Source organism: Paracoccus sp. (in: a-proteobacteria) (assembly GCF_047605025.1).
In the GTDB taxonomy this organism is placed as follows: Bacteria; Pseudomonadota; Alphaproteobacteria; order Rhodobacterales; family Rhodobacteraceae; genus Paracoccus.
On sequence record NZ_JASGGO010000047.1, the window covers coordinates 1 to 16,799 of the forward strand.

General features: G+C 68.3%; 13 protein-coding genes, 1 tRNA gene and 1 pseudogene. 3 read left to right on the forward strand and 12 right to left on the reverse strand.

Translation table 11 applies throughout. The features are described from left to right. Positions 1-131: 131 nt before the first annotated feature. The 10 genes from QM682_RS18125 to QM682_RS18170 all read right to left on the reverse strand — a co-directional run bounded on the left by QM682_RS18125 (position 132) and on the right by QM682_RS18170 (position 12,442). Positions 132-281 (reverse strand): DNA gyrase inhibitor YacG, encoded by a 150-nt coding sequence (locus tag QM682_RS18125; protein ID WP_415132300.1) that lies wholly within the window; start codon positions 279-281, stop codon positions 132-134. Then, a complete protein-coding gene (locus QM682_RS18130) occupies positions 278-1,336 on the reverse strand; it encodes a ribonuclease E/G (RefSeq protein WP_415132302.1) in 1,059 nt (352 codons plus the stop codon). Before QM682_RS18130 ends, QM682_RS18125 begins: the two co-directional genes overlap by 4 nt. Continuing rightward, positions 1,333-1,968 carry a Maf family protein gene (locus QM682_RS18135; protein WP_415132304.1) on the reverse strand — a complete coding sequence of 212 codons (636 nt, stop codon included), beginning with the start codon at positions 1,966-1,968 and terminating at the stop codon, positions 1,333-1,335. The genes QM682_RS18130 and QM682_RS18135 overlap by 4 nt, the downstream gene beginning before the upstream one ends. A gap of 57 nt (positions 1,969-2,025) precedes the next feature. Continuing rightward, complete coding sequence (gene infA, locus QM682_RS18140; RefSeq protein ID WP_010397442.1) at positions 2,026-2,244, reverse strand: translation initiation factor IF-1; 219 nt, start codon at positions 2,242-2,244, stop codon at positions 2,026-2,028. A 186-nt stretch (positions 2,245-2,430) separates the two neighbouring features. Further along, a complete protein-coding gene (locus QM682_RS18145) occupies positions 2,431-3,519 on the reverse strand; it encodes a FliM/FliN family flagellar motor C-terminal domain-containing protein (RefSeq protein WP_415132308.1) in 1,089 nt (362 codons plus the stop codon). 70 nt (positions 3,520-3,589) lie between these two features. Next, the gene (locus QM682_RS18150; protein WP_415132310.1) at positions 3,590-6,235 is read right to left on the reverse strand and encodes an ATP-binding protein; all 2,646 of its coding nucleotides are present in this window, start codon (positions 6,233-6,235) and stop codon (positions 3,590-3,592) included. Beyond that, positions 6,225-6,500, reverse strand: a complete 276-nt coding sequence (locus QM682_RS18155) for a hypothetical protein (RefSeq protein WP_415132312.1) — start codon at positions 6,498-6,500, stop codon at positions 6,225-6,227. Before QM682_RS18155 ends, QM682_RS18150 begins: the two co-directional genes overlap by 11 nt. Then, complete coding sequence (locus tag QM682_RS18160; RefSeq protein ID WP_415132314.1) at positions 6,497-7,816, reverse strand: short-chain fatty acyl-CoA regulator family protein; 1,320 nt, start codon at positions 7,814-7,816, stop codon at positions 6,497-6,499. Before QM682_RS18160 ends, QM682_RS18155 begins: the two co-directional genes overlap by 4 nt. Positions 7,817-8,067: 251 nt before the next feature. Beyond that, positions 8,068-11,205, reverse strand: a complete 3,138-nt coding sequence (locus QM682_RS18165) for an efflux RND transporter permease subunit (protein WP_415132316.1) — start codon at positions 11,203-11,205, stop codon at positions 8,068-8,070. Positions 11,206-11,239: 34 nt separating this feature from the next. Beyond that, positions 11,240-12,442 (reverse strand): efflux RND transporter periplasmic adaptor subunit, encoded by a 1,203-nt coding sequence (locus tag QM682_RS18170; RefSeq protein ID WP_415132318.1) that lies wholly within the window; start codon positions 12,440-12,442, stop codon positions 11,240-11,242. 230 nt (positions 12,443-12,672) lie between these two features. Here QM682_RS18170 and QM682_RS18175 point away from each other — a divergent pair, with 230 nt between their 5' ends. Together QM682_RS18175 and QM682_RS18180 are read left to right on the forward strand one after the other, a co-directional pair. Next, the gene (locus QM682_RS18175) at positions 12,673-14,301 is read left to right on the forward strand and encodes an acyl-CoA synthetase (protein ID WP_415132320.1); all 1,629 of its coding nucleotides are present in this window, start codon (positions 12,673-12,675) and stop codon (positions 14,299-14,301) included. Positions 14,302-14,509: 208 nt separating this feature from the next. Then, a tRNA-Gly gene (locus QM682_RS18180) sits at positions 14,510-14,583 on the forward strand. 32 nt (positions 14,584-14,615) lie between these two features. Here the strand turns inward: QM682_RS18180 and QM682_RS18185 are convergent. Next, complete coding sequence (locus QM682_RS18185; RefSeq protein ID WP_415132322.1) at positions 14,616-15,041, reverse strand: DUF1489 family protein; 426 nt, start codon at positions 15,039-15,041, stop codon at positions 14,616-14,618. A 101-nt stretch (positions 15,042-15,142) separates the two neighbouring features. On the opposite strand from QM682_RS18185, the gene QM682_RS18190 reads away from it, so the two are divergent. Further along, positions 15,143-16,369, forward strand: coding sequence for a multidrug effflux MFS transporter (locus QM682_RS18190; protein ID WP_415132324.1), 1,227 nt, complete (start codon positions 15,143-15,145; stop codon positions 16,367-16,369). Between the two features lie 103 nt (positions 16,370-16,472). Here the strand turns inward: QM682_RS18190 and QM682_RS18195 are convergent. Beyond that, positions 16,473-16,557, reverse strand: a pseudogene (locus tag QM682_RS18195) (hypothetical protein); the annotation flags it as partial. Positions 16,558-16,799: the final 242 nt, after the last annotated feature.

The following is a 16,799-nucleotide window of genomic DNA, read 5'->3' on the forward strand; positions in this document are numbered from 1 at the left end:
AACCACCGACACGCGGATTTTCAATCCGCTGCTCTACCAACTGAGCTATCCGGGCGCCGTTGCCTTTCGCTTTCGGCTGGCGCGTAACTAGGCCAGTGGCCGGACGGTGTCCAGAGCGAAAAGCAGAAAACTTAATCTTCCTCGCCAGCTTCCCGCGCCGGTTCGCCGGGGACGCGGTAATCGCCCCGCAGCCAATGCGCGAGGTCGACATCGGCGCAGCGGCGCGAGCAGAAGGGGCGGTATCTGGGCTCGGCCGGCTTGCCGCAGATGGGGCAGATCATGGGCCACACCCGGCCGCGAGGCGGGTCAGCGCCACCCGGTCGCGCTTGCGGTTGATCTCGAAAAGCCCCATCGCGGTCCAACCGATCAGCACGGTCTCGGCCGGCTCGGCCTTGAAGGCCGCGCGCAGGATCTGCTCCAGCGTGCCTCTGTCCTTCTTGGGCATGGGCGCGAAATCGACCACGATCTGGCCGCCAAGGCCGCGCAGGCGCAACTGGCGCGGCAGGTCGCGGGCCAGCGCGATATTCGCCTTCAATCCCGCCGCCGGAGAATGGTCCGAGCCGGTATTTACGTCGATGGCGACCAGCGCGCGCAGGGCCTCGATCTCGGCCCAGGCGCCGCCGCCCAGATCGGTGCGGGGGGACAGCAGCCGCTCGACCGCTTCGGTGGCACCGGTCGCGTCGAAGGCGCCGGGGGCGTCCTCGATGGAATCGGGCTCGGGTTCGGCCCAGTCGGCCCAGGCGGCCTCGGCCGGGTCGGGGGCATCCAGAAGCAATTCGGGCTGGCCCTCGGCATCGTCCAGGATGGCGCGGGCAAGCTCCAGGATCTGGTGCATTTCCTCGGCGATCTCGGCCAGCGCGGTCTGGGTCGCGACGCTGCGAAAGACCAGGCCCGGCGGCTGCGGCTGGTCCTGGATCGCGGCCTCGCCCAGATCGGCCAGGGTCGCGCGCAGATCCTCGTCGCGGATGCGGCGCGAGACGTTGACCCCAGGCACGCCTGGCGTCACGATCACGAAGCGGCCGCGGAAATTCAGCCGCGAACTGACGGGGACGGCCTTGCCCTCTTCGGCGGCGCCGCTGACCTGGACCAGCAAGGACTGGCCCTCGCGCAGGCCGGCGCGGTCGCGCAGATAGCCTCGCGCGCCGTCGGGCAGGCGCAGGAAGACGCCGCCCTGTCCCTTGACCAGCCGGTCCACCTTGGCCCGGCAGATGGCGCCCGGAGCGAGGGCGGCGACGCCCGAGGAATCCAGGATCAGGTCCTGCAACTGCCCGTCCACCATCAGCGCGGCGGCGTCGCGGCCGAAGACCTGGCCCAGAACGATCTGGCGTCCCTTCATTCCTGTTCTCCGTGGATGCCGGCATGGGCCAGAAGATTTGCGGTCTCGGCCAGGGGCAGGCCCACGACCGCGCTGTAGCTGCCCTGCATCCAGGCGACGAAGGCGCCCGCGCGGCCCTGGATGCCATAGGCGCCTGCCTTGCCCCGCCATTCGTCCGAGGCGATGTAGCGCGCGATCTCGGGGTCCGAGAGCGGGCGCAGGCGAATCGTCGTCTCGACCAGGCGCTCGTGCAGGCGGGACCCGTGCAGCATCGCGACCGATGTCAGCACACGGTGCCGCCGCCCAGAGAGCAGGCGCAGGAAAGTCCGCGCCTGATCGGCATCCTCGGGCTTGCCCAGGATGCGGCGCCCGGCCACGACCGAGGTGTCGGCGCAAAGGATCACGCCCTGAACCCGGCCACGCAGGGCCTCGGCCTTTTCGCGGGCCATGCGCGCGGTATAGGCGCGGGGATTTTCGTCGCGGCGCGGGGTCTCGTCGATATCGGCGGGCAGCACCTGGGCGGGGCGGATGCCGATCTGGGCCAGCAACTCCAGCCGGCGCGGGCTGGCAGAGCCGAGGGTCAGCGCGGGTGCCGCATGCAAGGCATCCCCGCGGGATGCAGCATCCGGGCGGGGTTCGGTCGTGTCGGTCATCATTCTTCAGCTTTCGCAAGCCCGCACCTGCGGCGGCGCCGCAGATGGGCAGATGGCTTACTTGAAGCGGTAATTGATCCGCCCCTTGGTCAGGTCATAGGTGTTCATCTCTACCTGAACTTTGTCGCCGGCCAGAACACGGATGCGGTTCTTGCGCATCTTTCCTGCCATATGTGCGATGATCTCATGGCCGTTCTCAAGCTCGACCCGGAATGTCGCATTGGGCAGGAGTTCCTTCACGACGCCGGGAAATTCGAGCATTTCTTCCTTGGCCATGGTCTCTCCTGTAAGGGTGACCCGCCTGACGGGCGGGCGAGGGCTACATGCGTCCGCGAAGCCGAATTTTCAAGGGGAATCTGAACCGGGGCGGTTTTCGGCCCAGCCTTGGCCCGGAAAACGGGCCGCAGCGGTCGCGGCATCGCCGGGTATCGGCGCGCGGCCCTGTCCTTAAGGCCCGCGCGGTCATGAGACGCGGGCAGGAAGGATCTGGGGCACGCGGAACGGATCGGGACGCTCCAGATCGGCCATGGACGCGTCCAGGGTCGGCCCTTCGGCGGCATTGCCGCGCCCCATGTCGGGCCGGGCCGCGCCCGCGCCGCGCAGGCGCAGGGCGTGATAGCCTTCGGATTCGCCCAGGCGGCCATGGGCGACGACCTGGCCCAGCGTGGTCTCAAGCCGGGCCTCGTTCAGTGTATTGCCGCCCAGGGGAATCGTCGCGCCCGCCTCAAGCTCTTTCAGAAGCTTCAGGCTGATCATGCGCCGGCAAAGGACGCCGACCAGCGTGATGGGCGCTTCCTGGACCACGGGCGCCAGGGTCGCGGCCGGCGGTGGCGGCGGGGAAGCGTCCGGGGGGGAAGGCTGGCCCGAGGTGATCAGCGCGGCCGTCGTCGCGGCAGCGTCCTGGCGCTGTTGCCGGGTGACCGGCAGGGCCACCAGAATCTGGCCGTCGCGCTGCCCGCCCGTGCCCATCCGCAGCGACATGCCCAGAAGCACCATCGCGCTGTCTTCAAGCATCAGCCCAAGCGGGCGCGGATCGTCCAGAAAGGTCGCATAGCGGAAATCCTGGAAGGCCGGGCTGTCCGGGCGATGCGCCAGTTCGCGGCCCAGCTCGGCCAGAAAGCCGTTCACCAGATCCGCCGAGATCGCCGCGTCCGTCCGGGTCGCGCGCCGGGGCACGGGCTTGCGCGAGGTCAGGCGTCCCAGCGCCTGCATCTCGATCACCGAGGCCAGAAGGCCGGGGCAGATCGCCACGACGCCAACCTGGTCCCGCCCAGCCTCGACCACGGCCAAAAGCGCGCGTTCGGGCAAAAGCTCGGCCAGTTCCGCGGGGGTGGTGGGCGAGAACCGCACCTTCTCGACCAAGATCGGCAGGTGGTGCAGCCGCTCGGCCACGCGTGCCAGCGCCGTCGCCGCCGCCTTTTCCAGGCTGGTCCCTGCCGAGCTTTGCGCCGCGACCACCGCCTGATGATGCGGCGCGCGCAGCCTGTCGCGTTCCGCGATCATGCGGTGCAGCACGGTCCTGCCGGTATTTTGCGGGTCATCTGTCTGCATCGCGTCCATAGCCGGTCCGAATCAACGCCTTCTTTTCGGTCAAGATTGCAAGGACAGGTTGCGAAAAGGTTTAGGCCGGCGTTTCCGATGCGTTTTCCTTGCCGTGGCGCGGCGGGCGGCGGGGCAGGGTGATGCGAAACAGGGCACCCCCCTCGGTCGGCAGATAGCTGATGGCGCCGCCCAGGAACTGCATCACCTCGCGGCAGATCGCCAGGCCCAGCCCGGCGCCGCCCGCCCGCGCCGGATCGTCCAGGCGCGCGAATTTCTCGAAGATCAGCGCCTCGTGCTCGGGCGGGATGCCCTTGCCATTGTCGGCGATGTCGATCTCGACCCCGCCGTCGCGCAGGCGCCGGGTCTGGATGCGGATCTCGGGCGCGGGCGCATCGCAATATTTGCGGGCATTGGCGATCACGTTGATCAGCACCTGCAACAGCCGGTCGGCATCGGTGATCACCATCAGATGCTCGGCCGGCGGGTCGCGCAGGATGCGGAACGCGCGCCCCGCCGAGACCGCCTGGGCCGAAACCAGCGCCCGTTCGATCAGATCGCGCAGATTGGCGACCGAGGGCGACAGCCGCGCCCGCCCGCCCTCCAGCACCGCGAGGTTCAGCAGATCCTCGATCAGCCGGGTCATGCGCCCGCTTTCGTCATGGATGATCGAGGCGAAGCGCGCGCGCTCGGCGGCCTGCATCTGCGGCTCCATCAGGATCTCGGAGAACGCGCGGATCGATGTCATGGGCGTGCGCAGCTCATGGCTGATCTGGTTCAGGAACGCGTCCTTCTGCTGGGACAGGGTGCGCAGCTTTTCGTTGCTTTCCTCAAGCTGGCGGGCGGTGCGGGCCAGTTCGGCACGGGCGTTTTCCAGCCGCAGATTGTCGGCGCGGGCCTGGCCGGCCTCGCCCGCGACCTCCATCAGATCGGCGACGGTCACGTCGCCGCGTCCGCCGACCCGTGCCATCAGCGCCGCCGCCGTGGCCGCGCCCACGCTGCCAGCCAGATGCCGCTCGAAGTCCGAAAGGAAGCGCGGCGACAGGTCGGGCAGATAGCCCGATTTGCCCTGATCCGCCGCCGCCGCGCGGAAAAGCGACAGCGCCGCGTCATTGCCCCAAAGCTGCCGGGCCAGGGTCAGCAGCGTCTCGGCCCGCACGCCGCTGGCGGGATCGCGCGAGCCGCTGTCGGGCGCGATGGCATGGACGAAGGAAAGCGCCTGCATCCGTTCGCCGGGGCTGGGGAAATCCACCAGCGAGGTCAGGATCAGCGCGCCGCTGTTCAGCGCCAGCGCCAGCAGGACCCCGCCCGCGAAGGGATCGACCCCCGCCGGCATGGCCAGAGGCGGCAGAAGCCCCAGCGAGGGCAGGTAGATCACCAGAAGCCAGACCAGCGATCCCAGCGCGATGCCAAGCATCGCGCCCCGCCGGGTGGCGCCGCGCCAGGACAGGCCCGCGATCATCGCGGGCAGCACCTGCGCCATGCCGGAAAAGGCCACGATCCCCATGATCGCCAGCGCCGAGGTGCCCCCCGACATCCATTGATAGGCCCAGCCGCTACAGATGATCAGCACAATCGCCAGCCGCCGCGCGTTCAGCATCAGCCGCCGCAGATCGGCATGGGGGCCGCGGGGATGAAACAGCCGCAGCCACAGCGGCACCAGCCAATGGTTCGCCATCATCGTCGAAAGCGCGATGGCGCTGACCACCACCATCGACATGGCCGATGAGAACCCGCCCAGAAAGACCAGCGCGGCCAGTCCCTCTTGGCCCTGCGACAGGGGGAGCGCCAGGACGTAAAGGTCGGGATTGGCGCTGGCGGGCAGCAGGTCGCGGCCCATGACCGCGATGGGCAGGACCAGAAAGGTCAGCACGAAGAGGTAAAGCGGAAAGGCCCAGCCCGCATGCCGCAGGCGGTCGTCGTCATTGGCCTCGACGACCATGACGTGGAACATGCGCGGCAGCACCAGCACCGCCGCGCCCGAGATCATGACCAGCGTGATCCAGCGGTCGGGCCGGATCAGCCAGCCCTGGCCCTGCGGACCAAAGGCCGCCCGGTCGATCCGGGCCAGCACGTCGGCGGGCCCGTCCGCCAGCCCGTAAAGGACGAACATCCCGACCGCGACAAAGGCCAGAAGCTTGATCATCGCCTCGGCCGCGATGGCGATGACGACGCCGTGGTGACGCTCATCCGCGGCCAGGTTGCGGGTGCCGAACAGGATCGCGAAGGCGGCAAGGCCGAGGCCGGTCCAGACCGGCACGCTTGCGGGCAGCGGCGCCTCGGGCGTGGCGAAGACCGACAGCGCCATCGAGACCGACTGCAATTGCAGCGCGATATAGGGCGTCGCCGCCAGCACCGCGATCAGCGTGACCAGCGCGGCCAGCCCCGCCGACTTGCCGAACCGGCTGGAGATCAGGTCCGCGATCGAGGTCACGCGATGCATCCGCCCCACCCGCACCAGATGGCGCAACCCCCACCAGGCGCCCGCGAAGACGATCCCCGGACCCAGATAGATGGTCATGTATTCCAGCCCCGAGCGGCTTGCGTAGCCGACCGCGCCATAAAAGGTCCAGGCCGAGCAATAGACCGAAAGCGAAAGCGTATAGACCGCCGGGCTGTTCATCCAGCGCCAGCGCCCGGCGCCGGCGGCGCGGTCGGCGGCATGGGCCAGCACGAACATCAGCGCGACGTAAAGGATCGCCGCCGCGCCCAGGGTTTCAGGCGTCATCGGCCTCTTCCTCGTCCGGCGGGGCGCGGCCGATGGCGCGGTGCAAAAGCGCGGTGATCAGGATGGTCGCAAGCCAGCCCAGGGCCAGCCACAGCACGCCCGCGCCGAAGCTGAAGCGTTGCGGCATCCAGATCGGCGGCAGAAGCACCGCCAGGGCGAAGACCAGGGGCAGGATGCGGGTCGCCTCGATCATGCGCCGCCTTCGATAGGCGTTGCGGCCCAGGAACAGGCGACGCCCGCCTCCGGGACGGGGCGCGCCGCTCATAGCGGCCCCAGGATCGAGGGCTCGTGTCGTGCCGGGCAGGCCGGGCGGGGACAGACCCGGCAGGCGGGGCCGACCGGCAAGGGGGGCCGGGTGTCGTGGGGAGGGGCGGGCAGCAGCAGCATCTGCGCCCGGCTGAGCGCCGGCCCGTCGAAGCCCAGCGGCAGCAGGCGCCCGGCCACGGCCCAGGCCAGGAAGCGGCTGCCGCCCGGCGTCTCGATCAGGCGGGCCACGGGAAGCTGGGGCTGGGCCAGCGCCTCGTAAAGCGGCCAAAGCGCGCAGCCCTCGCCCGAGCGGGCCAGTTCGAATCCCGGTGGCGCGACGCGAAACAGCGTGGCGCCGGCGCCGTTGCAGATGATCAGCCCGGCCTCGTCCCAGGGGACGGGGCGCAGCGTGCCCAGCCGGCGCAGCACCAGATCCAGCGGCCGGCCCAGATGCGCGGTCAGCGCCGCCGGATCCGGGGGCGCGCCCGCCGCCGCATCGGCCAGTTCGTCATCGCCAAGCTGGGCGCGGTCCTGCATCTGCATCGCCTCGACCTCGCGCGCCATGGCCCGGCCCGCATCCGAGACCAGTTCCCCCGCCTGCGCCGGGTCGGGCTGGCCGGCGGCGATCCAAAGCTCGACCTCTTCCTGGGGCGAGATGGGGACGGCCTCGTCCTCGAAGCTGTCCAGATAGGCCACCAGCGATTGCGCGGTCCGCGACAGGCGCTGGCTGTCGCTGTCCAGGTTGGCGTGAAAGCGCGCCCGCCATTCCGGCTCGATATCCGGGGTTTCGGCCAGGATCGAGGCGGTCGAGCGCACCGAGGTCACGGCGGATTGCACCTCGTGCAGCGTGGCCAGCAGATAGGGATCGCGCGTCATCCGGTCCGAAAGCGCGACCAGCCGCCGTTCAAGCGTGTCGACCCGTCGCGAGACCGATGACAGCGCCGTGGCCCAGCCCGGAAAGCGCGCGGCGAATTCGGCGATCTGGTCCAGCTCGACCGGCGGGCTTTGCTCGGCCGCCATCGCCGCCGCCTCGCGCAGGCCCGAGATCAGCATCTCCTCGCGGTCCGAGGTCAGTTCGGCGGCGTCGATCTGCAAGACTTCGGCCAGGCGGTTCAGCAGTGCCTCGCCCACGGGGCGGCGGTTATGCTCGATCAGGTTCAGATAGGCGGCCGAGATGGCGGCGCGCTGCGCGATGTCGATCTGGCGGCAGCCCAGCGACAGGCGGCGTTCGCGGATGCGGGTGCCGATCAGGGGCCGCCGCGTGCCCCCGCGCGGGCCGGCGCCGCCGCTGCGCGCGGCGGGGCCTTGGGCGGGATTGGTGGGCGGACGGACCATCTTAGCCCCCGCGCCGCTGGCAAAGGGGGGCTGAAGGCGGCCCGGCCGCCGCATGCATTGGCGCAGGGGCCGCGGCACGGAAACAACAGGCGCCCGCATCGCGGCGGGGCGCCCGGCTTAGGCCCAGCCCCGTTTTCGCGCGCCGATGGCTCGCCATGGCATGCATGATCCCCCTTGGCCGCCGCACGGCCCGTTCCCCCCGTTCAGACTAGGACGACACGAGCCGCTGGGCAAGCGCCAGAGGGCGGACCTCAGGCGCCGCTGGGTTTCGGCGCCGGGGTCTGGTCGGGCTTTTGCCGCCCGCCCAGGACGCGGCGCACCAGGACGAAGAACAGCGGCACGAAAAGCACCCCCAGCACCGTGGCCGAGATCGTGCCGCCCAGAACCGTGGCGCCGATGGTGTTGCGCCCGTTCGCCCCCGCGCCGGTCGAAAGCACCAAGGGCAGCACCCCCAGCGAGAAGGCCACCGAGGTCATGATGATCGGCCTGAACCGCTGGCGCGCGGCCTCGATCACGGCCTCGAACAGCGGCTTGCCGGCCTGCTCGACCTGCTCGCGGGCGAATTCCACGATCAGGATGGCGTTCTTGCCGGTCAGGCCGATCACGGTCAGCAGCCCGACCTGGAAGAAGACGCCGTTGTCGAAGCCGCCAAGCCAGGCGCCCACCAGCGCGCCCAGCACCCCGATGGGCATGGCCAGCATCACCGCGAAGGGGATCGACCAGCTTTCGTAAAGCGCGGCCAGGCACAGGAAGACCACCGCAAGCGACAGGCCGTAAAGCAGCATGGTCTGGCTGCCTGCCTCTTGCTCTTCCAGCGACAGGCCGGTCCAGGCCACGCCGAAGCCCTCGGGCAGCTTGGCGGCCAGTTCCTCGATGGTCGCCATCCCCTCGCCCGAGGAGATGCCGGGGGCCGGGCTGCCCTGGATCTGCATCGCGGCCACGCCGTTATAGCGGCTCAGGCCCTGCGGCCCATAGCTCCAACGGCCCTCGGCGAAGTTGGAAAAGGGCACCAGCCCGTCCGATGAGTTGCGCACCCGCCATTTGTCCAGATCGGTCGGCACGGCGCGGGAATTCGGCTCGCCCTGGACATAGACGCGCTTGATCCGGCCCCGGTCGATGAAGTCGTTCACATAGCTGCCCGCCCAGGCGACCGAAAGCAGGCTGCCCACATCCGTGGCCGAGACCGCCATCGCCCCCGCCTTGCGCCAGTCGATGTCCAGATTGTATTGCGCCGCGTCCTCAAGCCCGTTCGGTCGGGCCGAGGCGATGCGCGCATCCAGCCCGGCCATGCCCAGAAGCTGGTTGCGCGCCTCAAGCAATTGCTCATGGGTCTGGCCGCTGCGGGCTTGCAGGTAGAAGTCGAAGCCCGAGACGTTGCCCAGCTCGATCACCGAGGGCGGCACGATGGGGAAAGCCATCGCGTCGCGGATCTGCATGAAGGCCGGGAAGGCGCGGCCGGCGATGGCCTGAACCGAGGCCGAGGCGTCGGGCCGGTCCTTCCAGTCCTTCAGCCGCACGAAGGCGATCCCCATGTTCTGCCCCGCGCCGGCGAAGCTGAAGCCCGAGACGCCGAACATGCTGTCCACGTTCTGGGCCTCGTTCTCGGTGAAATAGGTCTGGATCTGCTCGATCACGGCCTGGGTGCGCTCGGTCGTGGCGCCGGTCGGGCCCTGGATCAGCACGAACATGATGCCCTGATCCTCGTCGGGCAGAAAGCCGGTGGGCGTGCGCAGGAACAGAAGCACCATCACCGCGCCAAGGCCCAGATAGACCAGCATCATCCGCAGCGGGCGCCGGATCAGCCAGTTCACCGAACCGCTGTAGCCATGCATGGTGCGGTCGAAGTTGCGGTTGAAGAAGCCGAAGATCCCGCGCGTCTTGTGGCCATGCTCGTTGCGCAGCAGCGTGGCGCAAAGCGCGGGCGTCAGCGTCAGTGCGACCAGCACCGACAGCCCCATGGCCGAGACGATGGTGATCGCGAACTGCTTGTAGATCACCCCCGTCGAGCCGCCGAAGAACGCCATCGGCACGAAGACAGCCGACAGGACCAGCGCGATGCCGATCAGCGCGCCGGTGATCTGGCCCATGCTTTTGCGGGTGGCCTCGCGCGGTTCAAGGTCCTCGTCCTCCATGATCCGCTCGACGTTTTCGACGACCACGATGGCGTCGTCGACCAGCAAACCGATGGCCAGCACCATGGCGAGCATGGTCAGCGTGTTGATGGTGAAGCCAAGCGCCGCCAGAATGCCGAAGGTGCCCAGCAGCACGACCGGAACCGCCAGCGTCGGGATCAGCGTCGCGCGCCAGTTCTGCAAGAACAGCAGCATGACGAAGAAGACCAGGACGATGGCCTCGATCAGGGTCTTGACCACTTCCTCGATCGAGATCAGCACGAAGGGCGTGGTGTCGAAGGGGATGACGTAGCTGACGCCCTCGGGGAAGAAGGGCTCGAACTCTTGCATCCGGGCCTTGACCCGCTCGGCCGTGTCCAGCGCGTTCGCGCCCGAGGCCAGGCTGATCGCGATCCCCGCCGAGGGCTTGCCGTTATAGCGCGCATCGGTCGAATATTCCTCGGCCCCGATTTCGACGCGGGCCACGTCCTTCAAAAGGATCAGCCCGCCATCCGCCTCGGCCCGCAGCACGATCTGTTCAAAGTCCTGGGGCGTGGACAGCAGCGATTGCGCGGTGATGGTTGCGTTCAGCATCTGGCCCTTGGGCGCGGGCAGGCTGCCGAAGGCCCCGGCCGAGATCTGCGCGTTCTGCGCCGAAACCGCCGTCGTCACATCGCCGGGCGTCAGTTCATAGGCGGCAAGCTTTGAGGGATCCAGCCAGATCCGCATCGCATATTGCGCGCCGAAGACCTGGACCGAGCCGACGCCCTCGATCCGGCTCAGGTCGTTGACCAGGTTCGAGACCATGTAATCCGCCAGATCGACCTGCTCCAGCGCGCCGTCATCCGAGATCAGCGCCACCACCATCAGGAAGCCTTCCGAGGATTTCTCGACGGTGATGCCCTGGCGCTGCACCGGCTCGGGCAGAAGCGCGGTGGCCTGGCTCAGCTTGTTCTGAACCTGGACCTGGGCGATGTCGGCATCGGTGCCGGTCTCGAAGGTCAGGTTGGTCGAGCTTGTCCCCGCCGCGCTGGAACTGGAACTGAAATAGCGCAGCCCGTCCAGGCCGGTCATCTGCTGTTCGATGACCTGGGTGACGGTATTGGCGACGGTTTCGGCCGAGGCGCCGGGATAGGTGGCGCGGATCGTCACCGTGGGTGGCGCGATCTGGGGATACTGCGCCACCGGCAGGGTCCAGATCGACAGGATACCAAGGCCCATGATCAGGATCGAGATGACCCAGGCAAAGACCGGCCGTTCAATAAAAAATCTTGCCATGTCAGGCTCCTGTCATTCAGTCCTCGAAACGGGATCAACCGTTCGAGGGGCTTTCGCCCTGGCCGTTCCCGGCGTCGTTCTTGGGGTCGTTTTCGGGGCTGGCCGCGCGTTCCTCGGGCTGGACCGGCATGCCTGCGCCGATGCGCTGGATGCCCTCGACGATCAGCCGGTCTCCGTCCTTCAGACCCTGGCTGACCACCCAGTCGGTGCCCATGTCCTGCAAGATGGTCAGTTCGCGCGATTCGACCTGGTTCTGGGCATTGGCCACAAGGGCGATGGGCTGGCCGCGGCGGTCGCGGCCGATGCCTTCCTGCGGGGCCAGGATCACGCCATGGGCCACGGTCTGCTGCACCACGGCCTGGACATACATGCCGGGCAACAGGATGCGGTCGGGATTGGGAAAGGCCAGGCGCAGCGTGATCACGCCGGTCGTCTCGTTCACATAGGGCTCGGCGGCGGTCAGCGTGCCGGTCACGCCATATTCCGTGCCGTCGGCCAGCCGCAGCGTCACCTTCTGGCCGGGCTGCTCGTCCTGGTCCTGGCGCAAGGCCATCTGCCGGCGCCAGCGCACCACCTCGGCGGCGGATTGGGTCACGTCGACATGCACCGGGTCCAGCTTGCGGATCACCGCCAGAGGGGTCGCCTGGCTGGCGGTGACCAGCGCGCCCTGGCTGGTCTGGGCAAGGCCGATCTCTCCGTCCAGTTCGGCGCGGATGGTGGTGCGGTCCAGTTCGATCCGCGCGGTCTGCAACTGCGCCTCGGCCACCTTGACGGCGGCCTCGGCCGCATCGCGGGCGGCGATGGCGCTGTCGGTGCTGCTTTCGCTGGCGACGCGGCGGTCGCGCAGCGCGCCCACCCGCTCGGCCTCGCGCCGGGCATTGTCGGCCTGGGCGGTGGCCTGGGCGACGGCGGCCTCGGCCTGGGCGACGGCGGCCTCATAGGTGGTCTTGTCGATGCGGAACAGCGGATCGCCGACCTTCACATGGCTGCCCTCGCCGAACAGCCGCTCGGTGACGATGCCGTTGACCTGGGGGCGCACCTCGGCCTCGGCCGAGGCGGTCACGCGGCCGGGCAGGGTGGTGGTCAGCGCCACGTCCTGGGCGTGCAGCGTCACCACCGTCACGGCGGGGGGCGGCATCTGCTGGCCGCCTTGCTGGGCATGCGATGCCAGGGGCGCCAGTCCGGCAAGGGCGGCCAGCACCAGGGTGGAAGCCGATCGGCCTGCGCAGGTTGACATGTTCTCGCTCCGGGCTCGTTCTGATCGTTTCGGACATAACGACCGATTTCGGCGGCCATGTTCAATCCCAAACCGCATCTTCCGGCTTGGTTTTCCCGCGCGGCTGTGGCCCTGGGCGGCGATCATCGCCCGTTTGCCGGCCATGAGGCCATGATCTGCATCTAGCTTAAGCCCAGGGCGAAAGCTAATCTGCGGCCGGCAGGGGAACCCGGCGAACAGCGGAGGGGAAGATGGCGCAGCCGAACATCTATGAGCAGGGGCTGGACGCCGGACCCGCCAATTTCGAGCAATTGTCGCCGCTGCGTTTTCTGGAGCGCACCGCCGCCACCCATCCCGAGGCGCTTGCCGTGGTCCATGGCGGCATCCGCCGGACCTGGGCGCAGACCTATGAACGCTGCCTGCGCATCGGCTCGGCGCTTGCGCGGCGCGGGATCGGCAAGGGGGATACGGTCTCGGTCCTGGCGGCGAATATCCCCGAGATGTTCGAATCGCATTTCAGCGTGCCGATGACGGGGGCGGTGCTCAACGCGATCAACACGCGCCTGGACGCCGAGACGGTGGCCTTCATCCTGAGCCATGGCGAGGCCAAGGTGCTGCTGGTCGATCCCGAATTCGCGGAACTGGCCGAGCGCGCGCTGAAGCTGGCGGGGGGCCGCGACATCCTGGTGGTGGACATCCGGGACCCGGCCTTCGCCACGGCCCCCCGCGTCGGCGCGCTTGGCTATGACGACCTTCTGGCCGAGGGGGATCCGGCCTGGGACTGGCGGATGCCCGACAGCGAATGGGACGCGATCTCGCTGAACTACACCTCGGGCACGACGGGCGATCCCAAGGGCGTCGTCTATCACCATCGCGGCGCCAGCCTGAACGCGATGGCCAATATCGTCAGTTGGGACATGCCGCGCCATGCCCGCTATCTGTGGACCCTGCCGATGTTTCATTGCAACGGCTGGTGCTTTCCCTGGACCATCGCGCTGAATGCCGGCGTCTGCATCTGCCTGCGCGCTGTCCGGGCCGAGCCGATCTTTCGCCTGTTCCGGGACGAGGGCGTGACCCATTTCTGCGGCGCGCCCATCGTGATGAACATGCTGGCCAACGCCCCCGACGAGATGCGCGTCCTGGACCATCCGGTCAAGGCGATGGTCGCGGGCGCGCCGCCGCCCGCCTCGGTCATCGCGGCCGTCGAGGCGATGGGGATCGAGCTTACCCATGTCTATGGCCTGACCGAGACCTATGGCCCGTCGACCGTCTGCGCCTGGAAAACCGAATGGGACGGCCTTGAGGACGGGGCCCGTGCCCGGCTGAAATCGCGCCAGGGCGTGCGCAATCCCGCGCTTGGCGGGCTGATGGTGGCCGATCCCGAGACGCTGGCCCCCGTCCCGCCGGACGGCCGGACCATGGGCGAGGTCTTCATGCGCGGCAATATCGTGATGAAGGGCTATCTCAAGAATCCCGGCGCGACCCGGAAATCCTTTCGCGGCGGCTGGTTCGCCTCGGGCGATCTGGGGGTGATGCACCCGGATGGCTATATCGAGCTGAAGGACCGCTCCAAGGACATCATCATCTCTGGCGGCGAGAACATCTCTTCGATCGAGGTCGAGGACGTGCTGTATAAGCACCCCGCCGTGCTTGAGGCCGCCGTCGTCGCCCACCCCGACGAGACCTGGGGCGAGATCCCCTGCGCCTTCGTCGCGCTGAAGCCCGGCATCGATGTCGGCGCCGAGGAACTGATCGCCTTCTGCCGCGCCAACATGGCCCATTTCAAGGCGCCCAAGCGGGTGATATTCGGCGAGTTGCCCAAGACCTCGACAGGCAAGATCCAGAAGTTCCTGCTTCGCGACCGTGCCCGCCAGCTTTGACCGCCCTGCTTCGACCCCAGCTTTGCCCGAACCGGCCAAAGCCCCGGCGGATCTTCCTTGGCGGGGCGCTGGTTCCTTCCGCTTCCCGAATGCCCAATGCGGCCACGCCATCAAGGGGGGGCCATCAGGGGGGGCCATGAAGGGTGGAGCGCGGCCCGGCAAGAAGGGACTTGCAGCCCCTGCCGCGACTGGGTAATCAGGCGGCCATGCGGGTGTAGCTCAATGGTAGAGCCGCAGCTTCCCAAGCTGAAGACGAGGGTTCGATTCCCTTCACCCGCTCCATTCCCCAAATCGCGGCCCTTGGATTGCCGTCCTTAGCGCAGGCCCATCTCGGCCAGGGCGCGGGCGATGTCGGCGGGCAGGCTGGGTTCCTCGTCGCGGCCCTCGGGCAGGTCGGGGGGGGCGTCGGCGGCATTCAGATAGCGCCAGCCCTGGAACGGGCGGCGAGGCACGGCGGCGACCCGCACCAGGCTCGGCTCCATGATCAGGGCGCAGCGGGTAATGCCGTCCTCGCCCGTGACCTCCTCCAGGGCGATCAGGCGCTGGCGGGCCTGCATGACGCCCTTGAACACCCAGAAAATCGAGCCGCCCTCCAGCAGTTCGGCCTGGCGCTTGGGCCACATGCGGGTGACATGGCGGGCCGGGCCGCCCTTCCAGCGGTCGCGCTGCCAGGCTTGCAGTTCCGCAGGGCTGTCGCAGCCGACGCAGAGTTTCATCAGGTGAAGACGGGGTGCGCTCATGCCCCCTGATATAGCCGCAGGGGCGGGATGTGCAACGGGGCGGGTTGCGCCCGGCGCTGGCGAGGAGTAGGCCGCAGGAATTCCACCAGACCGAGACGATCATGTCCGATCCCATCCGCAGCCGGGAATTCGCCGTGGCCCGCAGCCAGAGCCAGCCTGAATTCATCGCCATGCTGGCGCTGGTCTTTGCCGTCATCGCCTTCTCGATCGATTCGATGCTGCCCGCGCTGCCCGAGATCGCCCAGGCCCTTACACCTGAAAACGTCAACCGGGCGCAGCTTGTGCTGACCTCGTTCGTGGCGGGGATGGGGGTGGGCCTGTTCCTGGCCGGGCCGCTTTCGGATGCCTATGGACGCAAGCCTGTCATCACCCTGGGCTTCGGCATCTATGCCCTGGCGGCTATCGCCGCGATCTATTCCCAGTCGCTGGAGATGCTGCTGGTCGCGCGCTTTGTCCAGGGCCTGGGCGCCGCCGCGCCGCGCATCGTCTCGCTGGCCCTGGTGCGCGACCTTTATCAGGGGCGCGAGATGGCGCGGATCACCAGCTTCGTGATGATGATCTTCATCCTGGTGCCCGCGGTGGCGCCTTCGATCGGGGCGGGGCTGATCCACCTGGTCGGCTGGCATGGGGTCTTCGGTTCATTCGTGGTGATGGCGCTGATCGGCGCGGGCTGGGTCAACCTGCGCCAGGCCGAGACCCTGCCGCCCCAGCGCCGCCGCCCGATGCGCCTGCCGAACCTGCTTTCAGGCGCGCGCGAGGTGCTGGGCGATCAGCAGGTGCGGCTGGTGACCATCGTGATGACCCTGGGCTTTGGCCAGATGTTCGCGCTGCTGAGTTCCGCGCAGCAGCTTTTCTCCGTAACCTACGGCAAGGGCGATGCATTTCCGATGTGGTTCGCGGCCATGGCGCTGCTTTCGGGCAGCGGCACCATGCTGAACGCGCGCTATGTGCTGCGGCTGGGGATGCGGCGGATCGTGAAAAGCGCCTATGCGATGCAGGTCGTGGTTTCTGGGGTGATGCTGGTCATGGTCTTTGGCGACCTGCTGCCCGAGGGCTTGCGCTTTCCCGCGTTCTTCCTGTGGGCGGTCAGCGTCTTTTTCATGGCGGGGGTGACATTCGGCAATCTCAACGCCATGGCATTGCAACGGATGGGGCATCTGGCGGGAATGGCGGCCTCGGTCGTGGCCTCGGCCTCGACCATAGGGGCGGTGGCGCTCGCGGCGCCGGTGGGGCTGCTTTACGACGGCACGGCGCGGCCCATTGTGCTGGCGACGCTGCTTTGCTCGGGCTTGGCGCTGTTTCTGATGCGGCGGGTGAACGAAGGCTGAGCGCGCCGCTTCGGCCCCCGGTCCCGGTTCCAGTCCCGCCGGCCCGGCACTGGTCCCGCGCTTTTCAAGCGGCTTCGGGCGGGGGCGAGAAGCCGCTTTGCGAGCTTCCGCTTCCACGCATGGAGCGAATGCGTGCTTACACCGAGCCGCTTCGAAACCTGCCTGATCGGCAAGCCCTGTTTTGTGATCTACGCGCCCGCATCACGCTTGAACTCGTCCGCTTGCCGGCCGATCAGAACCCGTCCTCCTTACAGGAGGATTCGTTTCTTGCGTATAAGGTGACTTTGGTAGCCGCTTCAGGAAGCGATCTCCATCCGTGATGGCAAGCTGCGGATCGCCTATGCACGGGGAAAGACATCGGTTGCAGCTGTGCCGATCTGAGCTACTCCCCGGAAATCGGACAGTGGCGGAAGCTACGATCTGAGGTTTT

What these genes read in the sequence shown, in the direction of transcription:
- QM682_RS18170 (WP_415132318.1), bottom strand. Translation starts at nt 12,442, where the DNA reads ATGTCAACCTGCGCAGGCCGATCGGCTTCCACCCTGGTGCTGGCCGCC.
- QM682_RS18145 (WP_415132308.1), bottom strand. Translation starts at nt 3,519, where the DNA reads ATGCAGACAGATGACCCGCAAAATACCGGCAGGACCGTGCTGCACCGC.
- QM682_RS18135 (WP_415132304.1), bottom strand. Translation starts at nt 1,968, where the DNA reads ATGACCGACACGACCGAACCCCGCCCGGATGCTGCATCCCGCGGGGAT.
- QM682_RS18160 (WP_415132314.1), bottom strand. Translation starts at nt 7,816, where the DNA reads ATGGTCCGTCCGCCCACCAATCCCGCCCAAGGCCCCGCCGCGCGCAGC.
- QM682_RS18190 (WP_415132324.1), top strand. Translation starts at nt 15,143, where the DNA reads ATGTCCGATCCCATCCGCAGCCGGGAATTCGCCGTGGCCCGCAGCCAG.
- infA (WP_010397442.1), bottom strand. Translation starts at nt 2,244, where the DNA reads ATGGCCAAGGAAGAAATGCTCGAATTTCCCGGCGTCGTGAAGGAACTC.
- QM682_RS18150 (WP_415132310.1), bottom strand. Translation starts at nt 6,235, where the DNA reads ATGACGCCTGAAACCCTGGGCGCGGCGGCGATCCTTTACGTCGCGCTG.
- QM682_RS18130 (WP_415132302.1), bottom strand. Translation starts at nt 1,336, where the DNA reads ATGAAGGGACGCCAGATCGTTCTGGGCCAGGTCTTCGGCCGCGACGCC.
- QM682_RS18155 (WP_415132312.1), bottom strand. Translation starts at nt 6,500, where the DNA reads ATGAGCGGCGCGCCCCGTCCCGGAGGCGGGCGTCGCCTGTTCCTGGGC.
- QM682_RS18185 (WP_415132322.1), bottom strand. Translation starts at nt 15,041, where the DNA reads ATGAGCGCACCCCGTCTTCACCTGATGAAACTCTGCGTCGGCTGCGAC.
- QM682_RS18175 (WP_415132320.1), top strand. Translation starts at nt 12,673, where the DNA reads ATGGCGCAGCCGAACATCTATGAGCAGGGGCTGGACGCCGGACCCGCC.
- QM682_RS18125 (WP_415132300.1), bottom strand. Translation starts at nt 281, where the DNA reads ATGATCTGCCCCATCTGCGGCAAGCCGGCCGAGCCCAGATACCGCCCC.
- QM682_RS18165 (WP_415132316.1), bottom strand. Translation starts at nt 11,205, where the DNA reads ATGGCAAGATTTTTTATTGAACGGCCGGTCTTTGCCTGGGTCATCTCG.